This is a genomic window from Pseudolysinimonas kribbensis, from assembly GCF_039531715.1.
Classification (GTDB): Bacteria; Actinomycetota; Actinomycetes; order Actinomycetales; family Microbacteriaceae; genus Pseudolysinimonas; species Pseudolysinimonas kribbensis.
The window spans coordinates 126,616-148,870 of the sequence record NZ_BAAAQO010000003.1 but is presented as its reverse complement, the minus strand read 5'-3'; the positions used below and the strand labels follow the sequence as shown (position 1 = coordinate 148,870).

General features: G+C 69.0%; 15 protein-coding genes and 2 pseudogenes. 9 read left to right on the top strand and 8 right to left on the bottom strand.

The features are described from left to right. Positions 1 to 65: 65 nt before the first annotated feature. Entirely contained in the window at positions 66 to 1,193 is a 1,128-nt protein-coding gene (gene manA / locus ABD285_RS07285; protein WP_344201545.1) for a mannose-6-phosphate isomerase, class I, read from the bottom strand. Between the two features lie 82 nt (positions 1,194 to 1,275). Here manA and ABD285_RS07280 point away from each other — a divergent pair, with 82 nt between their 5' ends. Next, entirely contained in the window at positions 1,276 to 2,463 is a 1,188-nt protein-coding gene (locus ABD285_RS07280) for an acyl-CoA dehydrogenase family protein (RefSeq protein WP_284253216.1), read from the top strand. Positions 2,464 to 2,469: 6 nt separating this feature from the next. Here the strand turns inward: ABD285_RS07280 and ABD285_RS07275 are convergent, their stop codons facing one another. Continuing rightward, the gene (locus ABD285_RS07275; RefSeq protein WP_344201542.1) at positions 2,470 to 4,929 is read right to left on the bottom strand and encodes a cell wall-binding repeat-containing protein; all 2,460 of its coding nucleotides are present in this window, start codon (positions 4,927 to 4,929) and stop codon (positions 2,470 to 2,472) included. A 140-nt stretch (positions 4,930 to 5,069) separates the two neighbouring features. On the opposite strand from ABD285_RS07275, the gene ABD285_RS07270 reads away from it, so the two are divergent. Together ABD285_RS07270 and ABD285_RS07265 are read left to right on the top strand one after the other, a co-directional pair. Continuing rightward, a complete protein-coding gene (locus ABD285_RS07270) occupies positions 5,070 to 6,380 on the top strand; it encodes an O-antigen ligase family protein (protein ID WP_344201539.1) in 1,311 nt (436 codons plus the stop codon). Further along, complete coding sequence (locus tag ABD285_RS07265; protein WP_284253221.1) at positions 6,377 to 7,657, top strand: O-antigen ligase family protein; 1,281 nt, start codon at positions 6,377 to 6,379, stop codon at positions 7,655 to 7,657. Before ABD285_RS07270 ends, ABD285_RS07265 begins: the two co-directional genes overlap by 4 nt. On the opposite strand, the gene ABD285_RS07260 is transcribed toward ABD285_RS07265, so the two are convergent. From ABD285_RS07260 to ABD285_RS07250, 3 genes are read right to left on the bottom strand one after another with little or no spacing between them, the layout of a single operon-like run. Beyond that, positions 7,654 to 8,625: a glycosyltransferase gene (locus tag ABD285_RS07260; RefSeq protein WP_344201534.1), complete on the bottom strand. Its 972-nt coding sequence runs from the start codon at positions 8,623 to 8,625 to the stop codon at positions 7,654 to 7,656. The two genes, ABD285_RS07265 and ABD285_RS07260, sit on opposite strands and share 4 nt — an antisense overlap. Then, positions 8,622 to 9,860, bottom strand: a complete 1,239-nt coding sequence (locus ABD285_RS07255; protein WP_344201531.1) for a hypothetical protein — start codon at positions 9,858 to 9,860, stop codon at positions 8,622 to 8,624. Before ABD285_RS07255 ends, ABD285_RS07260 begins: the two co-directional genes overlap by 4 nt. Beyond that, the gene (locus ABD285_RS07250) at positions 9,857 to 11,092 is read right to left on the bottom strand and encodes an acyltransferase family protein (RefSeq protein ID WP_344201528.1); all 1,236 of its coding nucleotides are present in this window, start codon (positions 11,090 to 11,092) and stop codon (positions 9,857 to 9,859) included. Before ABD285_RS07250 ends, ABD285_RS07255 begins: the two co-directional genes overlap by 4 nt. 99 nt (positions 11,093 to 11,191) lie before the next feature. On the opposite strand from ABD285_RS07250, the gene ABD285_RS07245 reads away from it, so the two are divergent. The 3 genes from ABD285_RS07245 to ABD285_RS07235 are packed head-to-tail and all read left to right on the top strand — an operon-like array spanning position 11,192 to position 14,779. Further along, a complete protein-coding gene (locus ABD285_RS07245; RefSeq protein ID WP_284253227.1) occupies positions 11,192 to 12,355 on the top strand; it encodes a glycosyltransferase family 2 protein in 1,164 nt (387 codons plus the stop codon). 3 nt (positions 12,356 to 12,358) lie between these two features. Then, positions 12,359 to 13,492 (top strand): glycosyltransferase family 4 protein, encoded by a 1,134-nt coding sequence (locus tag ABD285_RS07240; RefSeq protein ID WP_284253228.1) that lies wholly within the window; start codon positions 12,359 to 12,361, stop codon positions 13,490 to 13,492. Between the two features lie 36 nt (positions 13,493 to 13,528). Beyond that, complete coding sequence (locus ABD285_RS07235; protein ID WP_344201524.1) at positions 13,529 to 14,779, top strand: glycosyltransferase family protein; 1,251 nt, start codon at positions 13,529 to 13,531, stop codon at positions 14,777 to 14,779. Between the two features lie 48 nt (positions 14,780 to 14,827). Here the strand turns inward: ABD285_RS07235 and ABD285_RS07230 are convergent, their stop codons facing one another. Further along, complete coding sequence (locus ABD285_RS07230) at positions 14,828 to 16,948, bottom strand: acyltransferase family protein (RefSeq protein WP_284253232.1); 2,121 nt, start codon at positions 16,946 to 16,948, stop codon at positions 14,828 to 14,830. Next, positions 16,945 to 18,849: a rhamnan synthesis F family protein gene (locus ABD285_RS07225; protein WP_344201521.1), complete on the bottom strand. Its 1,905-nt coding sequence runs from the start codon at positions 18,847 to 18,849 to the stop codon at positions 16,945 to 16,947. The genes ABD285_RS07230 and ABD285_RS07225 overlap by 4 nt, the downstream gene beginning before the upstream one ends. A gap of 130 nt (positions 18,850 to 18,979) precedes the next feature. On the opposite strand from ABD285_RS07225, the gene ABD285_RS07220 reads away from it, so the two are divergent. After that, positions 18,980 to 19,828 (top strand): NAD-dependent epimerase/dehydratase family protein, encoded by an 849-nt coding sequence (locus tag ABD285_RS07220; protein ID WP_284253235.1) that lies wholly within the window; start codon positions 18,980 to 18,982, stop codon positions 19,826 to 19,828. On the opposite strand, the pseudogene ABD285_RS07215 reads toward ABD285_RS07220, so the two are convergent. Continuing rightward, a pseudogene (locus tag ABD285_RS07215) lies at positions 19,825 to 20,805 on the bottom strand (IS481 family transposase). The gene ABD285_RS07220 and the pseudogene ABD285_RS07215 overlap by 4 nt on opposite strands. A 173-nt stretch (positions 20,806 to 20,978) precedes the next feature. Here ABD285_RS07215 and ABD285_RS16985 point away from each other — a divergent pair. Both ABD285_RS16985 and ABD285_RS07210 read left to right on the top strand, forming a co-directional pair. Then, a pseudogene (locus tag ABD285_RS16985) lies at positions 20,979 to 21,377 on the top strand (CHAP domain-containing protein); the annotation flags it as partial. A 48-nt stretch (positions 21,378 to 21,425) separates the two neighbouring features. Further along, positions 21,426 to 21,863 (top strand): hypothetical protein, encoded by a 438-nt coding sequence (locus ABD285_RS07210; protein WP_284253236.1) that lies wholly within the window; start codon positions 21,426 to 21,428, stop codon positions 21,861 to 21,863. Positions 21,864 to 22,255 lie beyond the last annotated feature (392 nt).

Here is a 22,255-nt window from a genome sequence, read left to right as displayed (position 1 = left end):
CGGGTTGTGGAGGGGCACCGAAGCCTCACGTACGCATCCGCGGCCGACCCACAGATCGACGTCGCCTACGTGGAGCCGACCGGCGTCCCGCCCCCGACACCGCTGGTCGCAACGAACGTCAGCGCGTCACCGTCGAGCCGCACCGACGACTCCCCGTCGATATAGGCCGCCTGCCCGCGGCCGAGCGTCGGCCCGCCGTCGACCCGCGTCTCCCCCCGCACGCACAACGCGATCGCCGCACCGCCGAGCGGCACCTCCGCCGCGACCCCGTCGACCACCGTCAGCACGAAATCGGGAACATCGGGCCGGAACACGCGCACCCCCGGCCGCGGCTCCTCCGGCCGCAGAAGCGGCACCCGCCGGGGCGTGAAGTCCAGCACCGAGACCAGCTCCGCCACGTCGACGTGCTTGGAGGTCAGCCCGCCGCGCAGCACGTTGTCCGACGCGGCCATGAGCTCGATCCCAAGACCATCCAGATATGCGTGGATGTTGCCCGCCGGCAAGTAGAGCGCCTCGCCCGGGCGCAGCACCGCGGTGTGCAGCAGGAGCGAGATCGCGATACCCGGATCGCCGGGGTTGGTCTCGGAGAGCCGGCGGACGGCATCCCACGACACGTCGTCGGCGACCGATGAGGTCTCGACCAGAGCCACCACCAGGTCGTCGACGTCGTCGCCGCGGGAGACGAGCCACTCGAACACCGGCCGGAGGTCGGCGTCGGTGCGCAGGCGGTCGAGCAGCGGCGCGATCCGCTCGTCGCCCGCGACCGGTTCGAGCAGCGTGCGGGTCTGGGCGACCGGCCGGAACCCGCACAGCGCCCGGAACGGATCCGACAGCGCGTAGATCAGCTCCGGCTTGTGGAACGGGTCCTTGTAGTTGCGCTCGGGCGCGTCGATCGGGATGCCGGCCGCCTCCTCGCGCGCGAATCCCGCGGCCGCCAGCTCCGGCGTCGGATGCGCCTGCAGTGAGAGCGGCCGTTCGGCGGCGAGCACCTTGAGCAGGAAGGGCAGCCGGCCGTGCACGACGTCCAGCAGCGTGCCGTCGCGCCCGACCAGCCGCGCCGGCGATCCGGGATGCGCGCCGAGCCAGAGCTCCGCCTCGGGGCGCCCGCTGGGCCTTCGACCCAGCAACTCGGCGATGGCACTGGGGGAACCCCACGCGTAATCGCGCGGAGTGTTGGTGATCTCCACGAACACGTATTCGGCCTCCTAGGCATCGCTTGGAGCAACGTACCAACCGCGTTGGGCCGCATCCTGCGGGCCGCGTATCGTCCCGGACATGCCGTCGACCCTCACGCCCCTCGCCGCCGACTTCTACCAGTCGGAGTCGCTGTTGACCGACCAGGAGAAGGGCGTGCTCGCGCGCCTGCGTGAGTTCCTCGAGAGCAAGGTCAAGCCGATCGTCAACGACCACTGGGCGCGCGCCGAGTTCTTCCCGCGCTTCGTGGTCGACGGGCTCGCCGAGCTGCACATGTTCGGGATGCCGTGGGAGGAGACCCGCCCGTTCGAGAACTCGGCGGTCTTCCGCGGCTGGGTCGCTCTCGAACTCGCCCGCGTCGATGCGTCGGTCGCGACGCTCGTCGGCATGCAGAACGGCCTCGTGATGGGCGCTATCGGCGTCGGCGGGTCGGCGGAGCAGCGGGCCGAATGGCTACCGAGGTTCGCGAGCGCCGAGCTGCTGGGCTGCTTCGCGCTCACCGAGCCGCTGTCCGGGTCCGACAGCGCGCAGGGCCTGCGCACGGTCGCGACCCGCGACGGCGACGACTGGCTGATCTCCGGCAGCAAGCGCTGGATCGGCAACGGCACCATCGCGACCCACGCGATCGTCTGGGCGAAGTCGGCCGAGGACGGCCAGGTGAAGGGCTTCATCGTGCCGACCGACACTCCCGGGTGGACGGCCACCAAGATCGAGAACAAGCAGGCGCTGCGCATCGTGCAGAACGCCGACATCACGCTCGACGAGGTGCGCGTGCCGGAGGCGAACCGGCTGCAGAACGTCAACTCGTTCCGCGAGACGGCCGCGGTGCTGCGGCTCACCCGCGCCGAGGTCGCCTGGGCCACCGTCGGCAACGCGATGGGCGCGTACGAGACGGCCGTCGCATACGGCTCACAGCGGGTGCAGTTCGGCAAGACGATCGACTCGCACCAGCTCATCCAGGAGCACTACGCGAAGATGCTCGGCAACATCACCGCCTCGATCGCGATGTGCACCCGCGTCTCCGAGATGCTCGACGAGGGCATCCAGCGCGACGAGCATGCGGCGCTCGCGAAGGAGTATGCGGGTTCCCGGATGCGCGAGACGGTGGCGTGGGCGCGGGAGTCGATGGGCGGCAACGGCATTGTGCTCGACAACGACGTCATCCGATTCTTCGCGGATGCCGAGGCGATGTACTCCTACGAGGGCACACGCGAGATGAATACACTCATAGTCGGGCGCGCCATCACGGGAAAGGCCGCGTTCGTCTGAGCGCGGTCACCCGCAGGGCGTCAGCCCCCGCACGGCCTCCGTCAGCGACTTCGGCCCACCCAGGAGGGTCACCTTCGTCGCACCCAACGCGCGGATCTCGGCGAGCGTCGCCGTGGGCACGCACGTCGACGGCACGACCAGCAGCGGCGCCGGGCCCCGCGCTGCCCATGCGGCGCCCGTGAGCGCATCCGGGAAGTTGTCGCCCGTGGCCAGATAGACCGTGTCGGAGTGCGGGAACACGGCGGCGTTGACCGAGACGGATGCCGCATACCGGTCGGCCCCCGCCAGTCGTGTGGTGGGCGCGATCCGATTCAGTTGCCCCTCGATCGACGGGGACACCGAGGCGGTCCCCCCGACGATGCGGATCCGCGCGGGACTCAGCGAGCGGATCAGCGTCGTCGTCGCGGCGTCGAGCCCGGCGGCTCGACCCGGCACGAGAAGCACGGCACCGCCCTCCGCGACGGCGGCCGGCGATGCCGAGAGCGCGTCGGGGAAGGTCTCGCCGGTCACCACGTAGAGCGACGCGACGGATGATACCGCGTGGGCCAGTACGTTGCGCGACACTTCGTACCGGTCGGCCCCGCCGATCCGGATCGTGTCGGGCACGAGGTCGCTCAGCCGGTCGAACACCGAGGGCGATACCGAGGCGGGGCCACCAGCCACGACGATGTGCTGCGGCGCGAGTCGGACGATCTCGGCGGCGACCTCGTCAGGGAGCGCGTCCCGCGGGGTGAGCAGCACCGGCCCCCCGGTCGTCGCGGCCGCGGCGGCGGCCGACAGCGCGTCGGGAGCCGTGAGGCCGGTGACGACGTAGACCGTCGAGGCGCCGTCGGGATACGAGCGCTGCGACACCTCCACGCTGCCCGCATATCGGTCGGCACCCGAGACACGATCGACCCGACCCACGGCGAGCCCCGCCAGATGATCGTGGTAGGTGGTGCCCTCGGGCGCCTTCGGGGTGAAGGTGCCGTTCTGTACCAGCGCGTAGGCGTTGGCTTCCGCCCCGTCGGATGAGTCGGTCCACCACCACGCCCACGGGGCGTAGCCGATGCCGTGCTGATCGGCCCAGTCCATGAAGGTCGTGAGGAACGATGTTCCGCCGTCGGTCTCGCCGAATTCCGTGGCGATGACGGGCACGTGGGCGGCGACGGGAGCGACCTCCGCATTCCAGCACGTGACGTCGTCGCAGCGCTGACCGGGATAGTTGTGCCAGCTCGCGACGAGTTGGTCGTCGCCGAACGACTGCGTAGCGGCCACCCAGCCGCGGAGATCGTTGGAGTAGTCGAGGCCGCCGAGCAGGATGGGCTGCGCCGCATCCGCAGCCCGGATGGTCTGGACGATCTGCCTCATCCCCACCGCGGTGAAGGTGGACGTGCCGATCGGTTGGGTGTCGGCGGAGGACGGCATCGCACAGCCGCCATCCGCCCAGCAGCTCCAAGAGAGCACCGCAGACTGGCGCGAGTACGGCTCATTGAAGGCGTCGAACATGACCGAGGGCACCTTCGAGTACGCGCCGGCCACCTGCCTCCAGAACTCGATCGACTGCGGATCGGCCATCGCGCGCTGCCCGTCGGAGTCGACGCCGACGGGCGCCGACCAGTGCAGGTCGAACACGACCACGAGGCCTGCTGCGTTGAGGATGTCGACCCAGCTCCGCACGGCAGCCTGATAGCCCGCGGCTGTGCCGAAGCGCGGCGAACCGTCGGTGCCGAGCCAGCAATCCTGGTTCAGCGGCAGGCGCACCGCGGTGACGCCCCAGGACACCATGGCCTGTGCCGCGGCCGTCGAGCGACCTCCCGAAGCATCGGCCCAGCCCTGTTGACACGCGTACTCGAAGCTCGGCCAGTTGACGGCGTGCGCGACCCAGCGGGCTCCCGTCCGGCTGTCGACGAGCGAGTTCCCGACCACCTCGGGGATCGGCGCGGTCGACGTGGATGCCGGGGGCGCCGCCGGAGCCACGCCCACGTGCGCGGGGTAGTACCCGAAGTCCTGCACGAAGTAGGTGGTCGATCCGTCGGCCGACTGCCAGTAGCCGATGCCGATGTCGGTCCAGTCGCCGAGCATGTTCTGGAGGTGCCCCGGCGACTTCGCCCAGCCCGCGCTGACGACGTTCTGGTAGGTGAAGCCGGCCGCGATGTTCTCGCCGCCGGAGGTGGCGCCCGACGGCATCTGCGTGAAGAACGAGGCGTTGTGGACGAACCCGGGCCCGCCCTGCGAGGTCGGGACCGACATCCGCTGCGCCCAGGCGGCGGCGACGCGGTCGATGTCGACGTTCTCGACGAGCGGGGCCTTGCCGTTGGCTGCGCGCAGCGCGTTGGTATCGGCCAGGATCCGGGCGACCGCCGTCGGCGCGTCGACCATCCCGGCAGCCGCGGCGGGCGTCGCCATGGTCGCCGCGAGGAGCGCGCCGGCCACGATCAGCGTTCCGAACGCGAGCAGGCCCGCGCGGCCACGCCCTCTCAGCATGTGAGCCCCCCAGCGTCACACGGACCGTCGGAACCCCCGCTCCGGCTGGGCCCAGGCTAACCCTGGGGGGTGCCGCACGGTACCCCCCAGCAGGGGCGCGCACCGGTGCCCGAGAGGTGTGCCATCAGTAGCCTTGCGTCATGCCCGAGGTCTCGCTGTATCGCCGCCTCCTCGCCACCCTCGGCTTCTTCACCCTCGCCGCCGGCGACTTCTGGCGATTCCTGCTGAGCTGGTGGGGGTGGGGCGCGATCGTCGCGGTGCTCCTCGTGCTCGCCGTGATCGAGCTGGTGCGGGAGCGGTTCGACGTCCGCCGGATGCCCGTGACCCTCCTCGCGTTCCTCGCGCTGATCCTGGTCTCGGTCGCCTGGTCGGCCTACCAGGGCTGGACGGCGGTCGCGGTCGTCGCCACCCTCGTCACCACGACCTTCGGTATCTTTCTCGGTGCCGCGTTCGACCTGCGCACGCTGTTGCGCTGCCTCGGGTCCGCCCTGCGCTGGATCCTCGCCCTCTCCCTCGTGTTCGAGCTCGTCGTCTCGCTCGTCATCCGCCGGCACGTTCTGCCGCTGTTCCCGGCCCCCGGGATCGACTACGCCGACGTGCACAGGATCCCGGCCGCGTTCTACTGGTCGCGCGACCTGCTGCTCTCGGGCGGGCGCATCCAGGGGATCGTCGGCAACGCCAATCTGCTGGCGTTCGCCGCGCTCCTCGCGCTCCTCGTGTTCGCGATCCAGTTCGCCGCCCGCTCCGCGTCGCGCTTCTGGCTGGGGTTCTGGATCATCATCGCGATCGGCGTGCTCGCGCTCACCCGGTCGGGCACGGTGCTCGTCGCCGCGGCGGCGGTGCTCCTCGTGGGGGCGTTCCTCATCATCCTGCGGCGCACGACCGGGCGAGCCCGACGAGTGACCTACCTCGGGGGGGCGACCGCGGTCGTCCTCGGCGGGGCCGTGGCGGTGCTGGCCCACGGGCCACTCCTCGAGGTGCTCGGCAAGTCGGACACGCTCACCGGCCGCACCCACATCTGGCAGACCGTCCTGCACTACGCAGCGCAGCGCCCGGCCGCCGGGTGGGGGTGGATCAGCTACTGGGTGCCGACCATTCCCCCCTTCGACGATCCCGCCTTCACGATCAAGGGCGTGCAGTACTCGCAGGCGCACGACGCGTGGCTTGACGTCCTCCTCCAGCTCGGGGTCATCGGCCTCGTCGTCTTCGGTCTGTTCGTGCTCGCCACGTTGGTGCGTTCGTGGGCGCTCGCCATCCGCAGCCGCCCGGTCGGCGACGTCGTCGATGTCTTCCCTCTCCTGGTGCTCGTGCTGCTGCTCGTCCACAGCATCGCCGAGAGCCGGATGCTCATCGAGATCGGGTTCGCCCTGCTCGTCATCTGCAGCGTGCTCACCGCTCGCCACGAGTCCGCTCGGACCGCGCCGCGCGATCCCGTGCCGGTGGGCCGATGAGCACCCGCGCGGAGTCTCATCCCCTCGTCGAGCTCTTGGCGTCGCCGCGGATGGCCCAGGCTCTGGCGACGACGGGCATCGCGCTCGCCGCGCTGGTCTTCCCGTTGCAGCAGCTCATCGGATGGCCGGGGCTCATCGCCGCGCTCGTCACATTGCTCGGGCTGATGGGCACCTCCTTCGTCGCCCGACGTGAGCACCTCGAGTGGCGGGGCCTGTTGCCGATCTCGCTGCTCGCCTATCTCGTCTGGGCGACCTGCTCCCTTGTCTGGAGCCAGTATCAGTGGGCGACCGTCGGCGGACTCGCCTACCTGCTCGCGTTCACCCTCGTCGGGCTCTACATCGCGTTGTCGCGCGACACCATTCAGATCGTGCGTGCCTTCGGCGATGTCCTCCGCGTCGTGCTCGTCGGCTCGCTCGTGCTCGAGGTGCTGTCGGGCATCGTGATCAACGCGCCGATTCCGGCGCTCGGGGCCAAAGGCGGCATCGCCCTCCTCCAGCCGATCGCGGCCCTGACCTCGGCGCGCGACCAGCTCGGACTGCTCGCCGTCGTCGCCGCGATCACTTTCGCCACCGAGCTGCGAACCCAGTCCGTGCGCCGCGGCATCTCGATCCTGTCGCTCACCGTCGCGACGGCATGCATCGTCTTCACGTTCTCGCCGATCGTCGCGGGGGCGACGGTCGTGGTCGCGGTCGCTGCGGCGCTCATCTACGTCGTGCGTCGTGTTCCGGTCGAGCGCCGGCGGATGCTGCAGCTCATCATCCTGGGCCTGACCATCGTCGCCCTCATCGCAGCCTGGTTCCTACGCGGACCCATCGTCCGGCTGTTCAACGCATCGGGGGTGCTCAACTTCCGCCTCGAGCTGTGGCAGCGCATCGTCGCCGCCATGGGCACGCAGGGCACCGCGCTGCAGGGCACAGGATGGATCGGCCAGTGGCAGACCCAGATCGCACCCTTCAGCACGCTCGACAGCGCCTCGCGACCGACCAACACCGCGCTGAACGCATTCGTCGACGTGTGGTTCCAGCTCGGCATCATCGGCCTCGTGCTCTTCGCCGGGATGGTCGGCCTGACCTTCTCCCGCTCCTGGCTTCTCGCCGGACGCCGTCGCAGTGTCGTCTACGCGTGGCCGGCTGCCATCATGATCGCGCTCGGCGTGCTGTCGCTGGCCGAGAGCTCGATCCTCACCGAGTTCGCGTGGATGTGCTTCGTGATCTGCTGTCTGAAGGCTTCGCAGGAGCTGTCCTGGCGCACCGCGCTGCGTCGGCCGACCACCTAAAGAGCCGGCTGCAGCAGATCGCGAACCATGTCGAGCGACCCCTGGCTCGCGAAACGCGCGTAATCCCCTGTCGCGGCGATCCGGATGACGCCGGGGGGCCGCAGGAGCCGGGCCGGCCGCAGCTCCGCGCGCGCCGCCTCGAACCGCGCCTTGCCCTCGGCGCCACGCACACGCTCCGGATCGGCGCCAGCCGCCGCCAGCCGCGCCGCCAGGGCGGCGGAGCGAAGGGCCAGCGTCCGGGTGCGCTCCCCGCGGGGCTCGAGCACGCGACGGATCCGACGCGTGAGCGTGGGTGCGGACACTCCGATGACGTTGGCTCCGTGAAGGCGGTAGCCGACGAGGCGCTCGGGCGTCCGCCGCACCCCGCCGAACGCCGCCGCCCAGATCGCGAGCCATTCGTCGTGGAGCCACTCGGGCGGGATCGGCAGGGCGCTCTCGATGAGAGAACGGCGCACCGCGACGGTTGCACCCGTCACGATGTTGCGACGAAGGAGTACGCCGAACGCGTCCCCCGCGTCCACTCTCTGCAACTCCGATTGATGCACGGGAAGCGTGCCGAAGAGCGTCTCGGGCTGCACCGCCCCCTCGCCGTCGATGAGGTCTGCGTCCCCGAAGACCAGGGAGGCGGCGCGATCGGCGAGCGCGTCGAGCGCGACGGCGATGCGGTCGGAGCGCCAGACATCGTCCTGATCGGCCAACACCACAATTTCGCCCGACACCGCATCGAGCACCCGCGCGAAGTTGCCGGCCACGCCCAGGCGATCGCCCGGGCTCAGAATCCGCAGCATCGCGCTGCCGCCGTGCTCATCGACCATGCGCCGCACGAGGTCGAGAGTGCCGTCGCGCGATCCGTCATCGCCGACGACGACCTCGTCGGGCGCCCGCGATTGGTCGAGGATGCTGCGTACCTGCGCCTCGACGAATCGTGCGCCATCGAACGTCGCCATCGCGACCGAGACGCGGGTCATGCCCGCACCTCGGCGGCCGCGCGCCGCCCCGCGACGACTAGCAGGACGCACCCGGCCACGAATCCGGCGATCGCTCCGCCGCCGAACGCGACTCCAACCGCGGTGCCATGCGCGAGGGGCACGGGCATCAGGACGAAGGTCACGGCTACCGCGACAAGCCAGGCGATGGTCGTGAATCCGTGCCGACCGCGCGCCACGAGCGCAGCACCCACGACGATGAGTGCGGCGAGGCCCCCTGAGCTTCCGACGATGAGGCCGAGGGTGACGGGATCGATGGCATAGGCCGGGCCGAAGATCCAGCGGATCACCGGCGGGCCGACGAGGGCGACCAGAGCCGCGATCGCGACGGCGGCGCCGAACACGAGACCGCTCCAGGGGAGCGCGCGGGCGGCACCGCGCTCGCGGAACAGGACGATGAGATAGCTCTGGAGTGCCAGCGCCGGGATCACCAGCGGCGCCCGCGTGAGCGTCAGGGCGAGAGCCAGCGGCGCGAAGTCGTGCGCGCGAATATCGGGGATGCCGATCCGGATCACCAGCACCGCGCCGCTCACCAGCATCCCGGTCGCCGCCGCGGTCGCGATCAGTCGCAGCCCGTTCCACCCCAGCCGCGCCGTCGTCACGTCCACCACGGCCGTGCGCAACCGCACGCGCACCAGGGGCACGACAAGCACGAGGGCGAGCGGGAAGGGCACCACGAGCGCCACCGCGAGCGGCCCGATCCCGCCCCCGGCGGCGAGCACGATCGCGACCCCCGCCAATCGCAGCGCGCCGTCGAGCCCGATCATCGCGGCGAGCGGTCGCCAGCTCTGCACACCGTAGAGCGCGCCGCAGACGACCGCCACGACGGCGTAGAAGGCGACACCGAGGGCGACCGCGACGACGACGACGACGCTCACGCCACCCGGCAGCAGCGCGCCCCAGAGCGACGCCGAGGCGAACACCACCACGGCTACGATGAGCGCGGAGACCAGCGCGAACGGCCACGGCCGGCGGCCCGGGGGGACCACGAGCCCGGAGGCCGGGGTGGTCGCGCGGGACAGCTCCTGCTGCAATCCCCCGATGGCGCTGACGAGGAAGAACAGCACCGACCACAGCGCCGCGAACGCGGCGTAGACGCCGACACCGGTTCGGAGCGGAACGAGGGCACCGACCAGGTAGCCGCATCCTCCGGAGACCACGGTCGCGGCGAGGAGCAGGAGGGCGGGTCCGGCCAGGCGCGCGGCCACGGGGCTCACGCCGACGTCTCCCGCGGCTCAGCGGGCTGCGCCCGTGGCTCCACGGGCTGCGATGCCGGCAGGTCGCCCTCTTCCCGTCGGCGGCGGTTTGCCATGGAGCGGGCGGCGGTCGCGATTCCGGCGAAGCCGACCCCGGGGCCGACGTCTTTCAACTTGAGCGCCTGCTTCTCGACGAGGTGCCAGCTCACGACGGCGCAGGCTCCGGCTCCGACGAGGGAGAGGAACACGTAGGGAACATAGCCCCAGCGATTCACACCGGCATACGCCAGCACCTGCTCGATGATCCACCCGTAGAGGTAGACGCCGTAGGAGTAGTCGTTGCGCGCGCCCACCCGCTGGAACAATTTGGGCAGCCGCGCCGCGAGGAACAGGACGAAGTACGCCGTCGTGAAGTACCCGAGCGTGTTGAAGCCGCCGAAGCGCAGGGTGACGAGCGACACGAGGCCTGCGCCGGCCCCCAGCCAGTTCGAGTACGGAACCCGATCCGCATAGATGGCGAGGGTGGCGCCCAGGAAGAAGATGAGGCCGAAGTTCGTCGGCCAGTACGAACCCAGATACGGCACGATCCGGGCGGCCTCGGAGGAGCCGGTGCCCTCGCCGCTCAGCAGGTTGACGACCTGCAGCAGGAGGAAGCACGCCGCAATGATCGGCACGAGCACCTTCGCGCGCTTGAGCACCAGGAAGAAGAGGAGCCCGGCGATCAGCAGGTAGCACGTGAACTCGTACACGAGAGTCCAGATGGAGCCGTTGATCGGCCCGCCGTTGCCGGCCAGGCCGTACGGCGTCGTCGCCGACCAGATGTCCCAGATCTGGTACTGCCCGATGTTCAAGAGAGCGTTCGTATACAGGTAGGCCCACGGGCTTCCCGGGCCGAAGCCGAAGTAGGCCCCGAGCGCGTGCCCCTCGAGCATCCAGTAGATCGGACCGACGATGAAGGCGCCGACCAGGAGCACCGCCCAGAAGCCGGGGAAGATCCGGAGGAACCGGCGCCAGACGAACTGCAGCGCGTCGCTGGACTGGGCGCTCTTGGTCACCAGGTAGCCGCTGATCGCGAAGAAGCCGAGCACGGCCACTCCCCCGAGCGACTGCTGCTGGCGGGTCATCGCGAGGAAGGGCGCCTCGCCCCACCCGCCCAGCGGGAACGCGTGGTCGAGGATGACGAACGCCGCCAGCACGAGTCGGATGATGCCGAGCGAGTTCCGGTGGCCGTTGAGCGCCTCGCGCAGCGACATCCGGGCCTCCTCTCCAACCGGCGGAGGGCCGGGACCCCATGAATTATAGTTGCAGATGGTGTGCCCGCTGCGGCCCCGGGACCTCTGAGGAGCAGGTACATGGCGACGGATCAGCTCGAACTGTCGATCGTCATGCCGTGCCTGAACGAGGCGGAGACGCTCGCGATCTGCGTCGACAAGGCGCGCTCCTATCTCGAGCGCTCCGGCGTCGCGGGCGAGGTGATCGTGGCGGACAACGGGTCCACCGATGGATCGCAGCGCATCGCCGCCGATCACGGCGCCCGCGTCATCGACATCCCGCGCAAGGGCTACGGCAGCGCGCTCATGGGAGGCATCGAGGCCGCCCGCGGCCGGTTCGTGATCATGGGCGACGCCGACGACAGCTACGACCTGGCGCACCTCGACCTGTTCGTCGAGGCGCTCCGCGCGGGCGACAAGCTCGTCATGGGCGACCGCTTCCGCGGCGGCATCGCGCCCAGGGCCATGCCGCCCCTTCACCGGTACCTGGGCAATCCGGTGCTCTCCTGGCTCGGCCGCGTGCTGTTCCGCAGCAGGATCCGCGACTTCCACTGCGGCCTCCGCGGCTTCGATCGCGACGCCATCCTCGACCTCGGGCTGCGCACCACCGGCATGGAGTTCGCGAGCGAGCTCGTGGTCAAGTCGACGCTCGCGGGGCTCCGCATCGGCGAGGTCCCCACGACGCTCAAGAAGGACGGGCGCAGCCGCCCGCCGCACCTGCGCAGCTGGCGCGACGGGTGGCGGCACCTGCGGTTCCTGCTGATCTTCAGCCCCAAGTGGCTGTTCCTGTACCCCGGGATGGTCGCCCTCATCCTCGGCGTGGTGGGCTCGCTGGCGCTCCTGTTCGGTCCGGTCGCCGTGGGCGGTGTGGGCCTGGACGTCTCGAGTCAGCTCTACCTCTCCGCGCTGGCGATCGTCGGGTACCAGGGCGTCGTGTTCTGGTTCCTCACCAAGGCGTACGGCCAGCGCGAGGGATTCGCTCTGCCGCGCAGCCGCCTCTTCTCGGCCATCGCCCAGCGCATCTCGGTCGAGAGCAGCGTGCTCGTCGGCGTGATCGCGTTCGTGGTGGGGCTGGGCATCGCCGTCGCGCAGTTCATCGCCTGGGCCGCGTCCGGTTTCGGCGCCCTCGACACGGCGCAGACCGTCCGGCTCGCGGTGCCGGGAGCGCTGCTGATGATCCTCGGCGCCCAGACCATCATGGCCGGCATGTTCCTCGGCATCCTCTCGATCGACCACAAGAGCTGATCCGTGGCGCGCGTTCTGGTCAACTTCATGTCGTACACCGGCACGAAGGGCGGTATGGAGACGTACGCGCGTGAGCTCTATCGGGAGTTCGGCCGCCGTGACACGGGCCACGAGTTCATCGGCTTCGGCAGCACCGAGTTCATGGAGCGCGACCACAGCTGGTTCCCCGGCGAGGTCATCTCCTCGGGGTTCAGCGGCGAGAACCGCTACGCGTGGGCGTTCGCCGAGCTGTTCATGGTGTCGCGTGCCGCCCGGCGGCGCGGAGCCGACCTCATCCACGCGCCGGCGACCCTCGGACCGTGGCGCTCGCGCATGCCCGCCGTCTACACGATGCACGACATGCTGTACTTCCGCGCGCCGGAGCTGATGGCGACGCCGTTCTACACCCGCCCCATGCGCTGGCTCGAGAAGCGGGCGGCGAGCAACGCGACCCTGATCCTCACCGACAGCGTCGCGTCGGCGGAGGACATCGGGCGCTACCTGAGGTTCCCGCGGGATGCCGTCGACGTCATCCCGCTCGCCGGCACGATGCCGGTGCAGGTCTCCGGCGATCCGGGACCGCGCGAGCGCGACCTGCTGCTGGCCGTGGGCAACCGGCTGCCCCACAAGAACTTCGCAGGCCTCGTGCGAGCCATGGCGACGATCCCGGTCGACCAGCGGCCCCGTCTGATCATCACCGGCAGCCGCGGCGACGACCCGCTGCGTCCCCTGGTCGACGATCTCGGGGTGGGGGACGCCGTCGAGCTGAAGGGCTGGGTCGACGAGACCGAGCTCCAGTGGCTGTACGAGCACGCCAGCGCGCTGATGGTGCCGAACTACTGCGACGGCTTCTGCCTGCCGGCGCTCGAGGCGATGCTGGTCGGGCTACCCGTGCTGATGTCCGACATCCCCGTCTATCACGAGGTGGGCGGCGAGGCCGTCGGCTACTTCGACCCGACGGACGACCGCTCGATCGCCGCGGCCATGCTGAAGGCGGCCGCGGAGCCCGACTGGCTCGCCGAGCTCTCGACCCTCGGCCGTGCCCGCACGGCCCTCTTCACATGGCAGAAGACCGCCGATGCGACCCTGAGCGCCTTCGATCGGGCGCTCGCCGATCCCCGTCGAGCCATGTCCGTGCGCCGTCGCGCCGTGCGATAGCATGCAGCACCCCCACAGTTGAGCAGGACGGCGCCGATGCCCCTTCGCAGCGATCCGTCGTCGGATCTCCCGCTCGACGACGCCGCCCGCGAGCTCTACCAGTCGATCGTCGACGGAGAGCACCGAGCCGGTGACCGCGGCAACGTCATGTTCTGCGTGTCGACCGACGAGCTGTCCGACGGTCGCGGCGACCTGTTCGTCGCGCTGAGTCTCGGGCGCGGGCTGCTCGCGGCCGGGTGGGGCGTCTCGCTGTGGCCGACGCCGCGGTTGGTCGACGAGTCGCCGGACGACGTCGACGTCGCGATCGTCATGATCGAGTCGTTCGTTCCCGGCATGATCCGTCCGCGCACCAAGGCGATCGCCTGGGTGCGCAACTGGGCGGACCATTGGGCGGAGCTGCCCTACCTCGACGAGTTCTCGCAGATCTGGTGCAGCTCCGAGGCGTCGGCGCAGCGCATGCGGCAGTGCTTCGACGGTCCCGTGCACGTCGTGCCGATCGCGACCGACACCGAGCTCTTCCGCCCGTCGGATGAGGACTCACGCGCCCCCGAGATCGTGGCGACGGCGAACTTCTGGGGGGTGGAGCGGGGGCTGACGGCCGCCCTGGAGCACGTCGCCGAGCAGAACCCGGTCACCTGGTTCGGCGCCAACTCGCGGCACCTCCGGCTGAGCGGCCGCATCGACCACCGGGATGCCGTCGACTACTTCTCGCTGCCCGGCATCTACTCGCGGTGGCTCGTCGTCGTCGACGACGTCATCGACTCGGCGGCGCGCTACGGCAATCAGAACAGCCGGCTTTTCGACGCCCTCGCCTGCGGCGCGATGGTCGTGACGAACACCGGGAACGGCCTGGCCGAGCTGGGACTCGACGAGGTGCCGGTGTATCGCGACCCCGAGGATCTCGCGCGCATCGTGGGCGAGCTCGTGGCCGACCCCGCGGCGACGCGCGCACGGGCCGCACGACTGCGCGACGTGGTCGTGGCGCAGCACAGCGCTGTGGCGCGGGCGGAACTGGTGCGGCCCCTGCTGGAGACGGCCCTCGCGGAGTCGGTTCATCCCGGAAGGCGCTCGTCTCTCATCCGCTGGGTCACCCTGGAACGCGAGAAGCGAAGAGAGCTGGAGGTCGAGCGCGACGAGTGGCGCACGCGGTACTTCGACGTCGTCGACGACTACGGCCGCGTCCGTGCCGAGCTCGACGACATCCGCTCCTCGTCCTCGTATCGCATCACACGCCGGGTCATCGTCCCGGTCTTCGGACTGGCGCGACGGCTGGTCGGCCGGCGCTGACGCGGCCGCGCGTGCGTCACTGCGGCCTCGCGTGGAATCCGAAGCGGCTCAGGAGATGCCGAGCCGCTTGCCGAGATAGGGCATGATCGTGCGCGCGTACGTCCCCGAGATGTGGTTGACATCGGCGTAGACGACGACGCCGCCGATCACCGAGTAGCAGCGAGCGGCGTCGCAGAACGCGTCGCTCATGTCGACGCTCTTCACGGCGGACCCGAGCTGCTGGAGCGCCGCGTCCTCCGGTGTGGGCACGATGCCCTGTGAGCGCGGTACGGAGCACGGCGCCGTCTCTCCCACATGCGAGGCCAGGCACACCGGGATGCTCTCGCCCACTGTGCGAGGCCAATCCTTGATCACGTACACCGACTTGCCCTCGGCCAGGATCTGCTTCCAGGTCTCCACCACGTCGTTCGTGGTCAGGCTGTAGTGCTGCTGCGGCACGAGATAGCCGCTCGTGAAGTTCAGGAACAGCACCTTCGTGATGTCGGTGCGCGAGGCAAGCTCGTCACGCACCCGCTTGGTCCAGACCCGGCACGAGTACTGCTGCTGATCCTCCAGAGTCGGTCCCTCCACGGCGGGGATGGTCTGGAACAGGCCCGGACACCCGAACCGGGTGTAGCTGACGATCTTCCAGCCCTTCTGGGCGTAGTAGTCGCTCAGCGCCGAGATCATCGCCGCCGCGTGCGAGTCTCCGACGACCGCCATCGTCCCCTTGGTCGCCTTCGGATCGCCGAACACGCAGCTGGACCAGTCCTTGTCATACCAGGTGAGGCACCAGTGCGCCGTGTCGAGGTCCTTGCTGGCGGCGTTCAGGTCCACCGATGGCGTGAGCTTGAACGTGTTCGCACAATGACCGTCGCCGAGCAGCGCGTTCGCGCCGAAGCACCCGGAGCCATCGTTGACCTCGTGGGTGATGACCGCCTGATGCGCCACGAGCTGCTGGGCCGAGACGACGCGATCTCCAACCACCACCGAGCCGAACAGCAGGCCGCCGCACACCGCGAAGACGAATGCGGGGAGCACTCGGCGAGAGAAACGACGACTGAGTCGTACCGGATCCTCCACGAGGTACTTCGAGAGGGTGGCGAGCACGAGACTCGCCGCGAGGATGACGAGACCTTCGTACCAGTGCGGGCGGCGTCCCAGCACCAGTACGAGGGCGGTCACGATCGGCCAGTGCCACAGATACAGCGAGTAGGAGATGTCGCCGACGAACTGCGTCGGCCTCCAGGCGACCACGCCCGCCACGGGGCGCCACCGCGGCATGCCGCCCGTGATCACGAAAAGCGTGCCCACCACGGGGATCGCGGCGAGCCATCCCGGGAAGGGCATCTGGCCATTGAGCACGAACGCGGAGACGAGGATCACGAGGCCGCCGACGACGGTCAGCAGGCCCGACCCGATCACGGGCGTTGCGCGCAGCCGATGCAGCGCCTCGGGCCGTCGCGCGACAAGGGCGGCGAGGCACGCGCCGGCCGCGAATTCCCATGCACGGGTGAACGTCGAGAAGTACGCGAACGCGGGCGTGACGAACGTGAAGTAGATCGAGTAGGCGAGTGAGGCGATCACCACCGCGAACGCGAGGACGCCGAACCACGTCGCCGGGCGGACCCGGACGCGGAACACGCGCGTGAGAAGCAGCCCGGCGAGGATCAGGAGGATCGGCCACAGGACATAGAACTGCTCCTCGACCGAGAGCGTCCAATAGTGCTGGACCACCGTGGCCTGATTGTTCTGGGCCAGGTAGTCGACCGAGTCGAACCCGAGGAGCCAGTTGAGCACGTAGACCGACGCTCCGGCGACCTGGCGAAGCGTCTGCTCCCGCACGACGGCGGGAAGGACGGTGAACGCCGCCACGACGCACGCGGCGAGGACGAGGAACGCTGCCGGCAGCAGGCGGCGGATGCGGCGACCCCAGAAGGCGGTGATCCGGATCCGACCGTCGCGCTGGTACTCCCGCAGGAGGTGCGCCGTGATGAGGAAACCCGAGATGACGAAGAACACGTCGACGCCGATGAACCCGCCGCCGATCCTGCCGGGCCAGAGGTGGTAAGCGACGACAAGCAGGACGGCGAGCGCGCGGAGCGCCTGGACCTCGAGGAGGGTCTTCTCGCGCGGACGCGGGCGAGCCGCGGCGGGCCGCTCGGTGGTCGCAGCCTGGGTCGCCGTCATCGCACCGTCGTCTCTCGCACCGAGCGACCGGCCATCGATCGCAGCCCGTTGCGGAGCCGGACGAGTGCCCGGACCGTCGACGGGTGGTAGCGCACGAGATAGTCCTTGAGATAGCCGAGCCGGGTCCCGACCCGGCGGTAGGTGTCCGCGTGCAACCGGGCGTCCACCACCTCGTCGATGGCGTACCCCTGCACAGGTGCGCTGAGCTGGTCGAGTTTGTACTCGAGAAAGGTGTGACTGATCGCCGCGTACTCGGCATTGGCGACCGTGCGCGCGTGGTACCCGCCTTCACCGGCGACATACGCCGGGATCCGCTCCTGCACGTGCGCAAGGCCGCCATCCGCGTAGCCCTGGTCGGAGTAGTTGTCCCACGTCCACTCGATGCGGGTCAACGGCAGCAGAGCCTGCGGGCGGAAGACGTACATCGATCCCAGCGGCGCAAGCGGTGAGATCTCATCGAGCGGAATGTGCACGTCGAGCCGGGCGAGCAGTTCGGCCGCCCGATCCTTGTTGGTGAACCAGGCGCCGCCGAGCGTCGGGAACCCGATGTGCACGGTGGGAGGGAAGACGAGACCCAGCCCGCGCTCACGCTGGAACAGGCCCAGCAGGTTCGCCGCATAGCCCGGCGACTTGAGCAGATTATCCAGCTGCTGCGCTCGGAAGAAGTCGCCCACCGCCGCCTTCTCCTGCGTCGAGCGCTTGGAGTGGACCTTCACGATCAGGTCGTAGCGACCACCGATCAGGACGTCGCGCAGGCCGACGAAGAGGGCGCTGATGTCGCGGCCGTCGTTGGATCCAACGACCCGCACCTCGGTCCTGTCCCTCCGCACATCGTCGCGGCGATCGAGGATTCCCCGCAGAGTCTCGGCCTTCTCCTCGTCGCTCGTGGTGACGTACAGGTCATAGCTCGACGGCAGCATCTCCAGGCGGTCGAGCAGCTCGTCGGCGAGGTCGAGGTAGTAGACGTGCACGGCGGCGGCGATCCGGAACGGCTTCCGGGGATCGTAGCCGTCCATCCGGTCCGGAAGGATCTCGAGCAGCGACGCAGAGGTGTTGAGGATCTTCGGCGCTGCCGTGTGGGCGAGGTTCTGCAGGATCAGGTCGGCCGGATAGCCCTCCGCGGTCGCCGACTGGAGCAGCAAGCGCCCGATGATCGCCTCCCGATCGAGATAGAGCGGATCGTGGAAGAAGGGCCGGCGCTTGAGCACGGGGCAGCCGTCCGACAGCAGCTGCAGGGCGGCGTCGAACGCGGGGTGCGGGGTGGCCGCGTAGTTCTCGTGCGGGTAGGCGACTGCCCATGTGAACCCGGCCTCGGCGAAATAGGGGGTGAATCGGGTCTCGTGCCGCGTGATCGAGTCGTCGTACGACACGACGCGCGGCATGTCGCGCCAGTAGCGCCGCCACGCATCGGAGGCGACCATGCGGCGCCGGACCGCGATCCAATGCGACTGGATGTGCACCGGCAGCGCGAGGCGTGGATTGCGCGGGTGAGACTCCACCGCGCCATGGTCGGTGATCCCCCAGAAATCGAGTTCGCGACCATCCATCTGCGTGAAGAGAGGCGCGAGATCGCGGACCGGCCCGAACCAGGTGTAGTTAACGAGCAGCACCTCGTCGTAGTCGGCGAGCCGATCCTCTCCGAAGGCGTCAAGAGCCTCCTTGTAGCCCCAGGCGTCGAACCCGACGTTCTCGCGCTGGAAGATCTCGTCGGTCACGGCTGCGAGTCGCCCGCGGCTCTCGGCGGTGATGATCCCGTTGACGATCGCGACGATGTGATCGGCGAAGGGCCGCAACCGCTCGAGCTTGTACGGGATGTAGTCGTCGACGACACCGCGCACGTCGTAGAAGAGGTAGAAGAGGACGCGTCGCCTTCCGGGCGGGAACGTCGTCTCAGTCCTCATAGATGCATGGTTCCAAAGAGAGGGGGCTGTGGCGACAGGAGGGCGCGCCGACGCCGATCGATAGTCTGATCGTACGCGAGGCGCACCTGCGGGATTGCTGCGCCGCCCGCCGCAAGCGATCAGGAGCACCATGTCTGCCACCACCGTCCTGGTGACTGGCGCTGCCGGATACGTCGGACGTCACGTCGTGAAAGCGCTGCTGGATCGCGGTGCGCAGGTCGTCGCCACCGTGCGACCCGGCTCGAGGGCCGACGTCGACCCGCGTGCGACGGTCGTCGCCGCCGACGTGCTCGATCCGGATTTCCGGCTGGCCGACCTCGGGAGCCCCGCACCCGCGACCGCCATCCATCTCGCCTGGCAGGACGGCTTCACCCACAATGCGCCGTCGCACCTGCTGCGGCTCACCGATCACTTCCGCTTCCTGACCGGGCTGGCCGACTCGGGCGTGGGACGGATCGCCGTTCTCGGCACGATGCACGAGGTCGGCTACTGGGAGGGAGCCATCCAGGCGGACACTCCGACGAACCCGCTCTCGCTCTACGGGGTCGCGAAGGACGCGCTCCGCCGTTCCACCGACATCGCGTTGCGAGACCGTGTCGAGCTGCAGTGGCTGCGCTGCTACTACATCTACGGCGATGACCGGAACAACCAGTCGATTTTCACGCGCATCCTCGAAGCCGTCGACCGGGGGCAGACGACGTTCCCGTTCACGTCGGGCAAGAACCTCTACGACTTCATCGACGTGGCCGAACTCGGCCGCCAGATCGCCGTGGCCGCCACTGCGCCCGGGGTGACCGGCACGATCAACTGCTGCACCGGCGATCCGATGTCGCTGGCCGACGCGGTGCAGGGCTTCATCGACACCAACCGGCTGCCGATCACGCTCGAGTTCGGCGCCTACCCGGATCGGCCGTACGACTCGCCCGGCACCTGGGGCGATGCCGGCGACATCCGCCGGATCATGGCCGAATTCGGCTAGCTGCAGTGCCCAGGCAGGTTGTTGAGTCTACTGATGGGCGGGAGCTTGCCGGTGGCGGGGGGTCGTGGTGATTGTAGAAGTGCAGCCAGGCTGGGAGTGCGGCTCGGCGGGCTGATTCGTTTGTTGCAGTGGCGGCTGAAGGCCCAGCCGTCGGCGAGGGTTCGGTGGAACCGTTCGATCGTGCCGTTGGTTTGCGGGCGATAGGGACGGGTCTTTTCGCGGTGATGTGGAGGCCCATGCAAGCGTCGCGCCAGGCGTGGGATTTGTCGGCGGAGCCGTTGTCGGACAGCACCCTCTGGACCGTGATGCCGCGGTCGGCGAACCATGACACGGCTCGTTGGAGGACTCCGATCGCGGTGGCTGCGGTTTCGTTGTCGTGGATCTCGTCGTAGGCGGCGCAGGAGTGGTCCTCGATGACGGTGTGCACGAATACGTGCCGCATCAGCACACCGCGATGCTTGCTGCAGGCCTTGCCCGGAGTCGCCGCCCCGGTTCCGGTCGCCTTGCTGCTTGCCGACGACCCGCCAGCCGCCGCCATCGGGAATGATGCCGAGCTTCTTCACATCGACATGTATCAACGAACCTGGCAACTCGTGCTTGTAACGGCGGGCCCGTTCTCCGGCCTTCACATCGACATGCGAGAGCCGGTTCAGGCGGCAACGGACCAGCACCGCGTGAACGGTTGACGCCACATCCCGAGCCGTCCGGCAATCTGCACCGGACCCAGCCGCTTCCGGATCGACAGATGCACGATCTTCTTCCACCGGCTGCGGAGTCTTGTTCGGATGCGAATGCGGACGCGACGATCGGTCAGCCATCCCGTCAGCGCCGAGCTCGACATAGCGTTTGGCCCACTTCGCCGCGGTCGGATACGACACCCGGAAGAAGTCCGCCGCGACTGACCACCCCTCATCAACGATCTGGCGAGCAAGACGAAGCCGATGACGCGGCGTCAGGGTCGCATCACCGTGAGACACGAGAACCTCCTGGGCCAGAGCGAGTAGTAGCCGCTCCACTTTGCCGAGGAGGTTCTCGTCACATCAGGGCATCCAGATCAAACAACGTCCCTGGGCACTACAGCGAGCTCCGTGCCTACCTGGCCCCGAAGGGGGGGTAGACAGGTTCGGCCTTCATGAAAAAATGAAGCCTTATGGTTGAGCCTGGACTCCCACTCTCACGTCGCACGCTGCTCGTCGGCGGAACCGCGGCCATCACAGGGACGGTCCTTGGCTTAGGAACGCTGGCGTCCCCCGCATTTGCGGCATCGGTAAGCGCGGCTGGTGTCATTGCGGCAGGCCGCTCGTACTTGAATATGACCCTGTCTCAGATGCGACCCCTTACGACGCCTCCCTGGTCCAACTACCCAGACGCGGATTGGTGCGCGTGGTACGTGTCCTGGTGCCTTCGAGGGCTCGGATATGGCGAACGCACGTACGCAACGGACTTCAATTTCCTTCCAGCCAGCGCATCGCCGCAGGTCGGAGACCTGGCGGTCTTCGGCACGTACCACATCGGTTTCGTGTCTCAGGTCAGCGGCGGAATCCGAATCCTCGACGGCAACCGGGTCTCGACAGGGGCCCCGCCAATGGGGACTCGCGTGAATGAAGGCAACAACTTCGATTCGCCGGTCTATCGCCGGCCTGCTTACTCGTCCAGCGAACCGCAACTGACAGGAGACGATGACGACATGAGCGTCCTTTACTTGACCACCTCCGCATCGACTGACGGGGTGATTCCCAGCGGATGGGCATTTCTCGACAGCGGCATTGGCCCGATCCGGCCCCTGACCGCCTACCAGCGACACAACCTGCTCTGGTTCGGAGGCTACGACGACAACGGCAACGCGGGCGGGGGCGCTCCCACCGGTTCCCAGGTCCCGTTGCGACTCGCCGCGGTGCCCGGCAACACGATCCGCCAGCTCGCTCAGAGTGTGGGCTGTGCGGAGTGGGCGGGCACGCCGCCAACGCTGGTCGTTACCGGTCGGGTCTTCTACGGGAGCGAGACACCGTTTTACCCCAAGGTCTCGATCGGGTAGCAACCTGCCCGGTTGGCGTAGGGTTTGACGCTTCGCGGCGATTGGGAACCCGAGCATCGCGCGCAACACCCTCAAGGATTTGCGACCAGGAGGACTCTCGCACTCGATGTGATCATTGTCCGCGTCAGAGTCGACGCTGTCGCCGCAGTGCGGGTGGTAGAGCTGGACCCAGGCCTGCGCCTGAGGCCAGGTGGCGAGTCATTGCAGTCGGCGTTGTGTTCGCCGGCGGCAGCGCGGAGCAATCGCGGTGGGCGGCAGCCCTGGCGAAGGCCCCGCCGTTGACGAAGATTTAGGCGTGCTGTGTGGTGTCCTCTCCGGGTATCGGCCTCGTCGGAGAGGTTTAGCCCGTCGCCAGGGAGACGGTGTCGGCCGTGTGGGCCTCGTGGTTTATC

Excerpts from the sequence above, each read along its gene's own strand:
- ABD285_RS07280 (WP_284253216.1), top strand. The coding sequence starts at position 1,276 with ATGCCGTCGACCCTCACGCCCCTCGCCGCCGACTTCTACCAGTCGGAG.
- ABD285_RS07275 (WP_344201542.1), bottom strand. The coding sequence starts at position 4,929 with ATGCTGAGAGGGCGTGGCCGCGCGGGCCTGCTCGCGTTCGGAACGCTG.
- ABD285_RS07270 (WP_344201539.1), top strand. The coding sequence starts at position 5,070 with ATGCCCGAGGTCTCGCTGTATCGCCGCCTCCTCGCCACCCTCGGCTTC.
- ABD285_RS07265 (WP_284253221.1), top strand. The coding sequence starts at position 6,377 with ATGAGCACCCGCGCGGAGTCTCATCCCCTCGTCGAGCTCTTGGCGTCG.
- ABD285_RS07260 (WP_344201534.1), bottom strand. The coding sequence starts at position 8,625 with ATGACCCGCGTCTCGGTCGCGATGGCGACGTTCGATGGCGCACGATTC.
- ABD285_RS07250 (WP_344201528.1), bottom strand. The coding sequence starts at position 11,092 with ATGTCGCTGCGCGAGGCGCTCAACGGCCACCGGAACTCGCTCGGCATC.
- ABD285_RS07245 (WP_284253227.1), top strand. The coding sequence starts at position 11,192 with ATGGCGACGGATCAGCTCGAACTGTCGATCGTCATGCCGTGCCTGAAC.
- ABD285_RS07235 (WP_344201524.1), top strand. The coding sequence starts at position 13,529 with ATGCCCCTTCGCAGCGATCCGTCGTCGGATCTCCCGCTCGACGACGCC.
- ABD285_RS07230 (WP_284253232.1), bottom strand. The coding sequence starts at position 16,948 with ATGACGGCGACCCAGGCTGCGACCACCGAGCGGCCCGCCGCGGCTCGC.
- ABD285_RS07225 (WP_344201521.1), bottom strand. The coding sequence starts at position 18,849 with ATGAGGACTGAGACGACGTTCCCGCCCGGAAGGCGACGCGTCCTCTTC.
- ABD285_RS07220 (WP_284253235.1), top strand. The coding sequence starts at position 18,980 with ATGTCTGCCACCACCGTCCTGGTGACTGGCGCTGCCGGATACGTCGGA.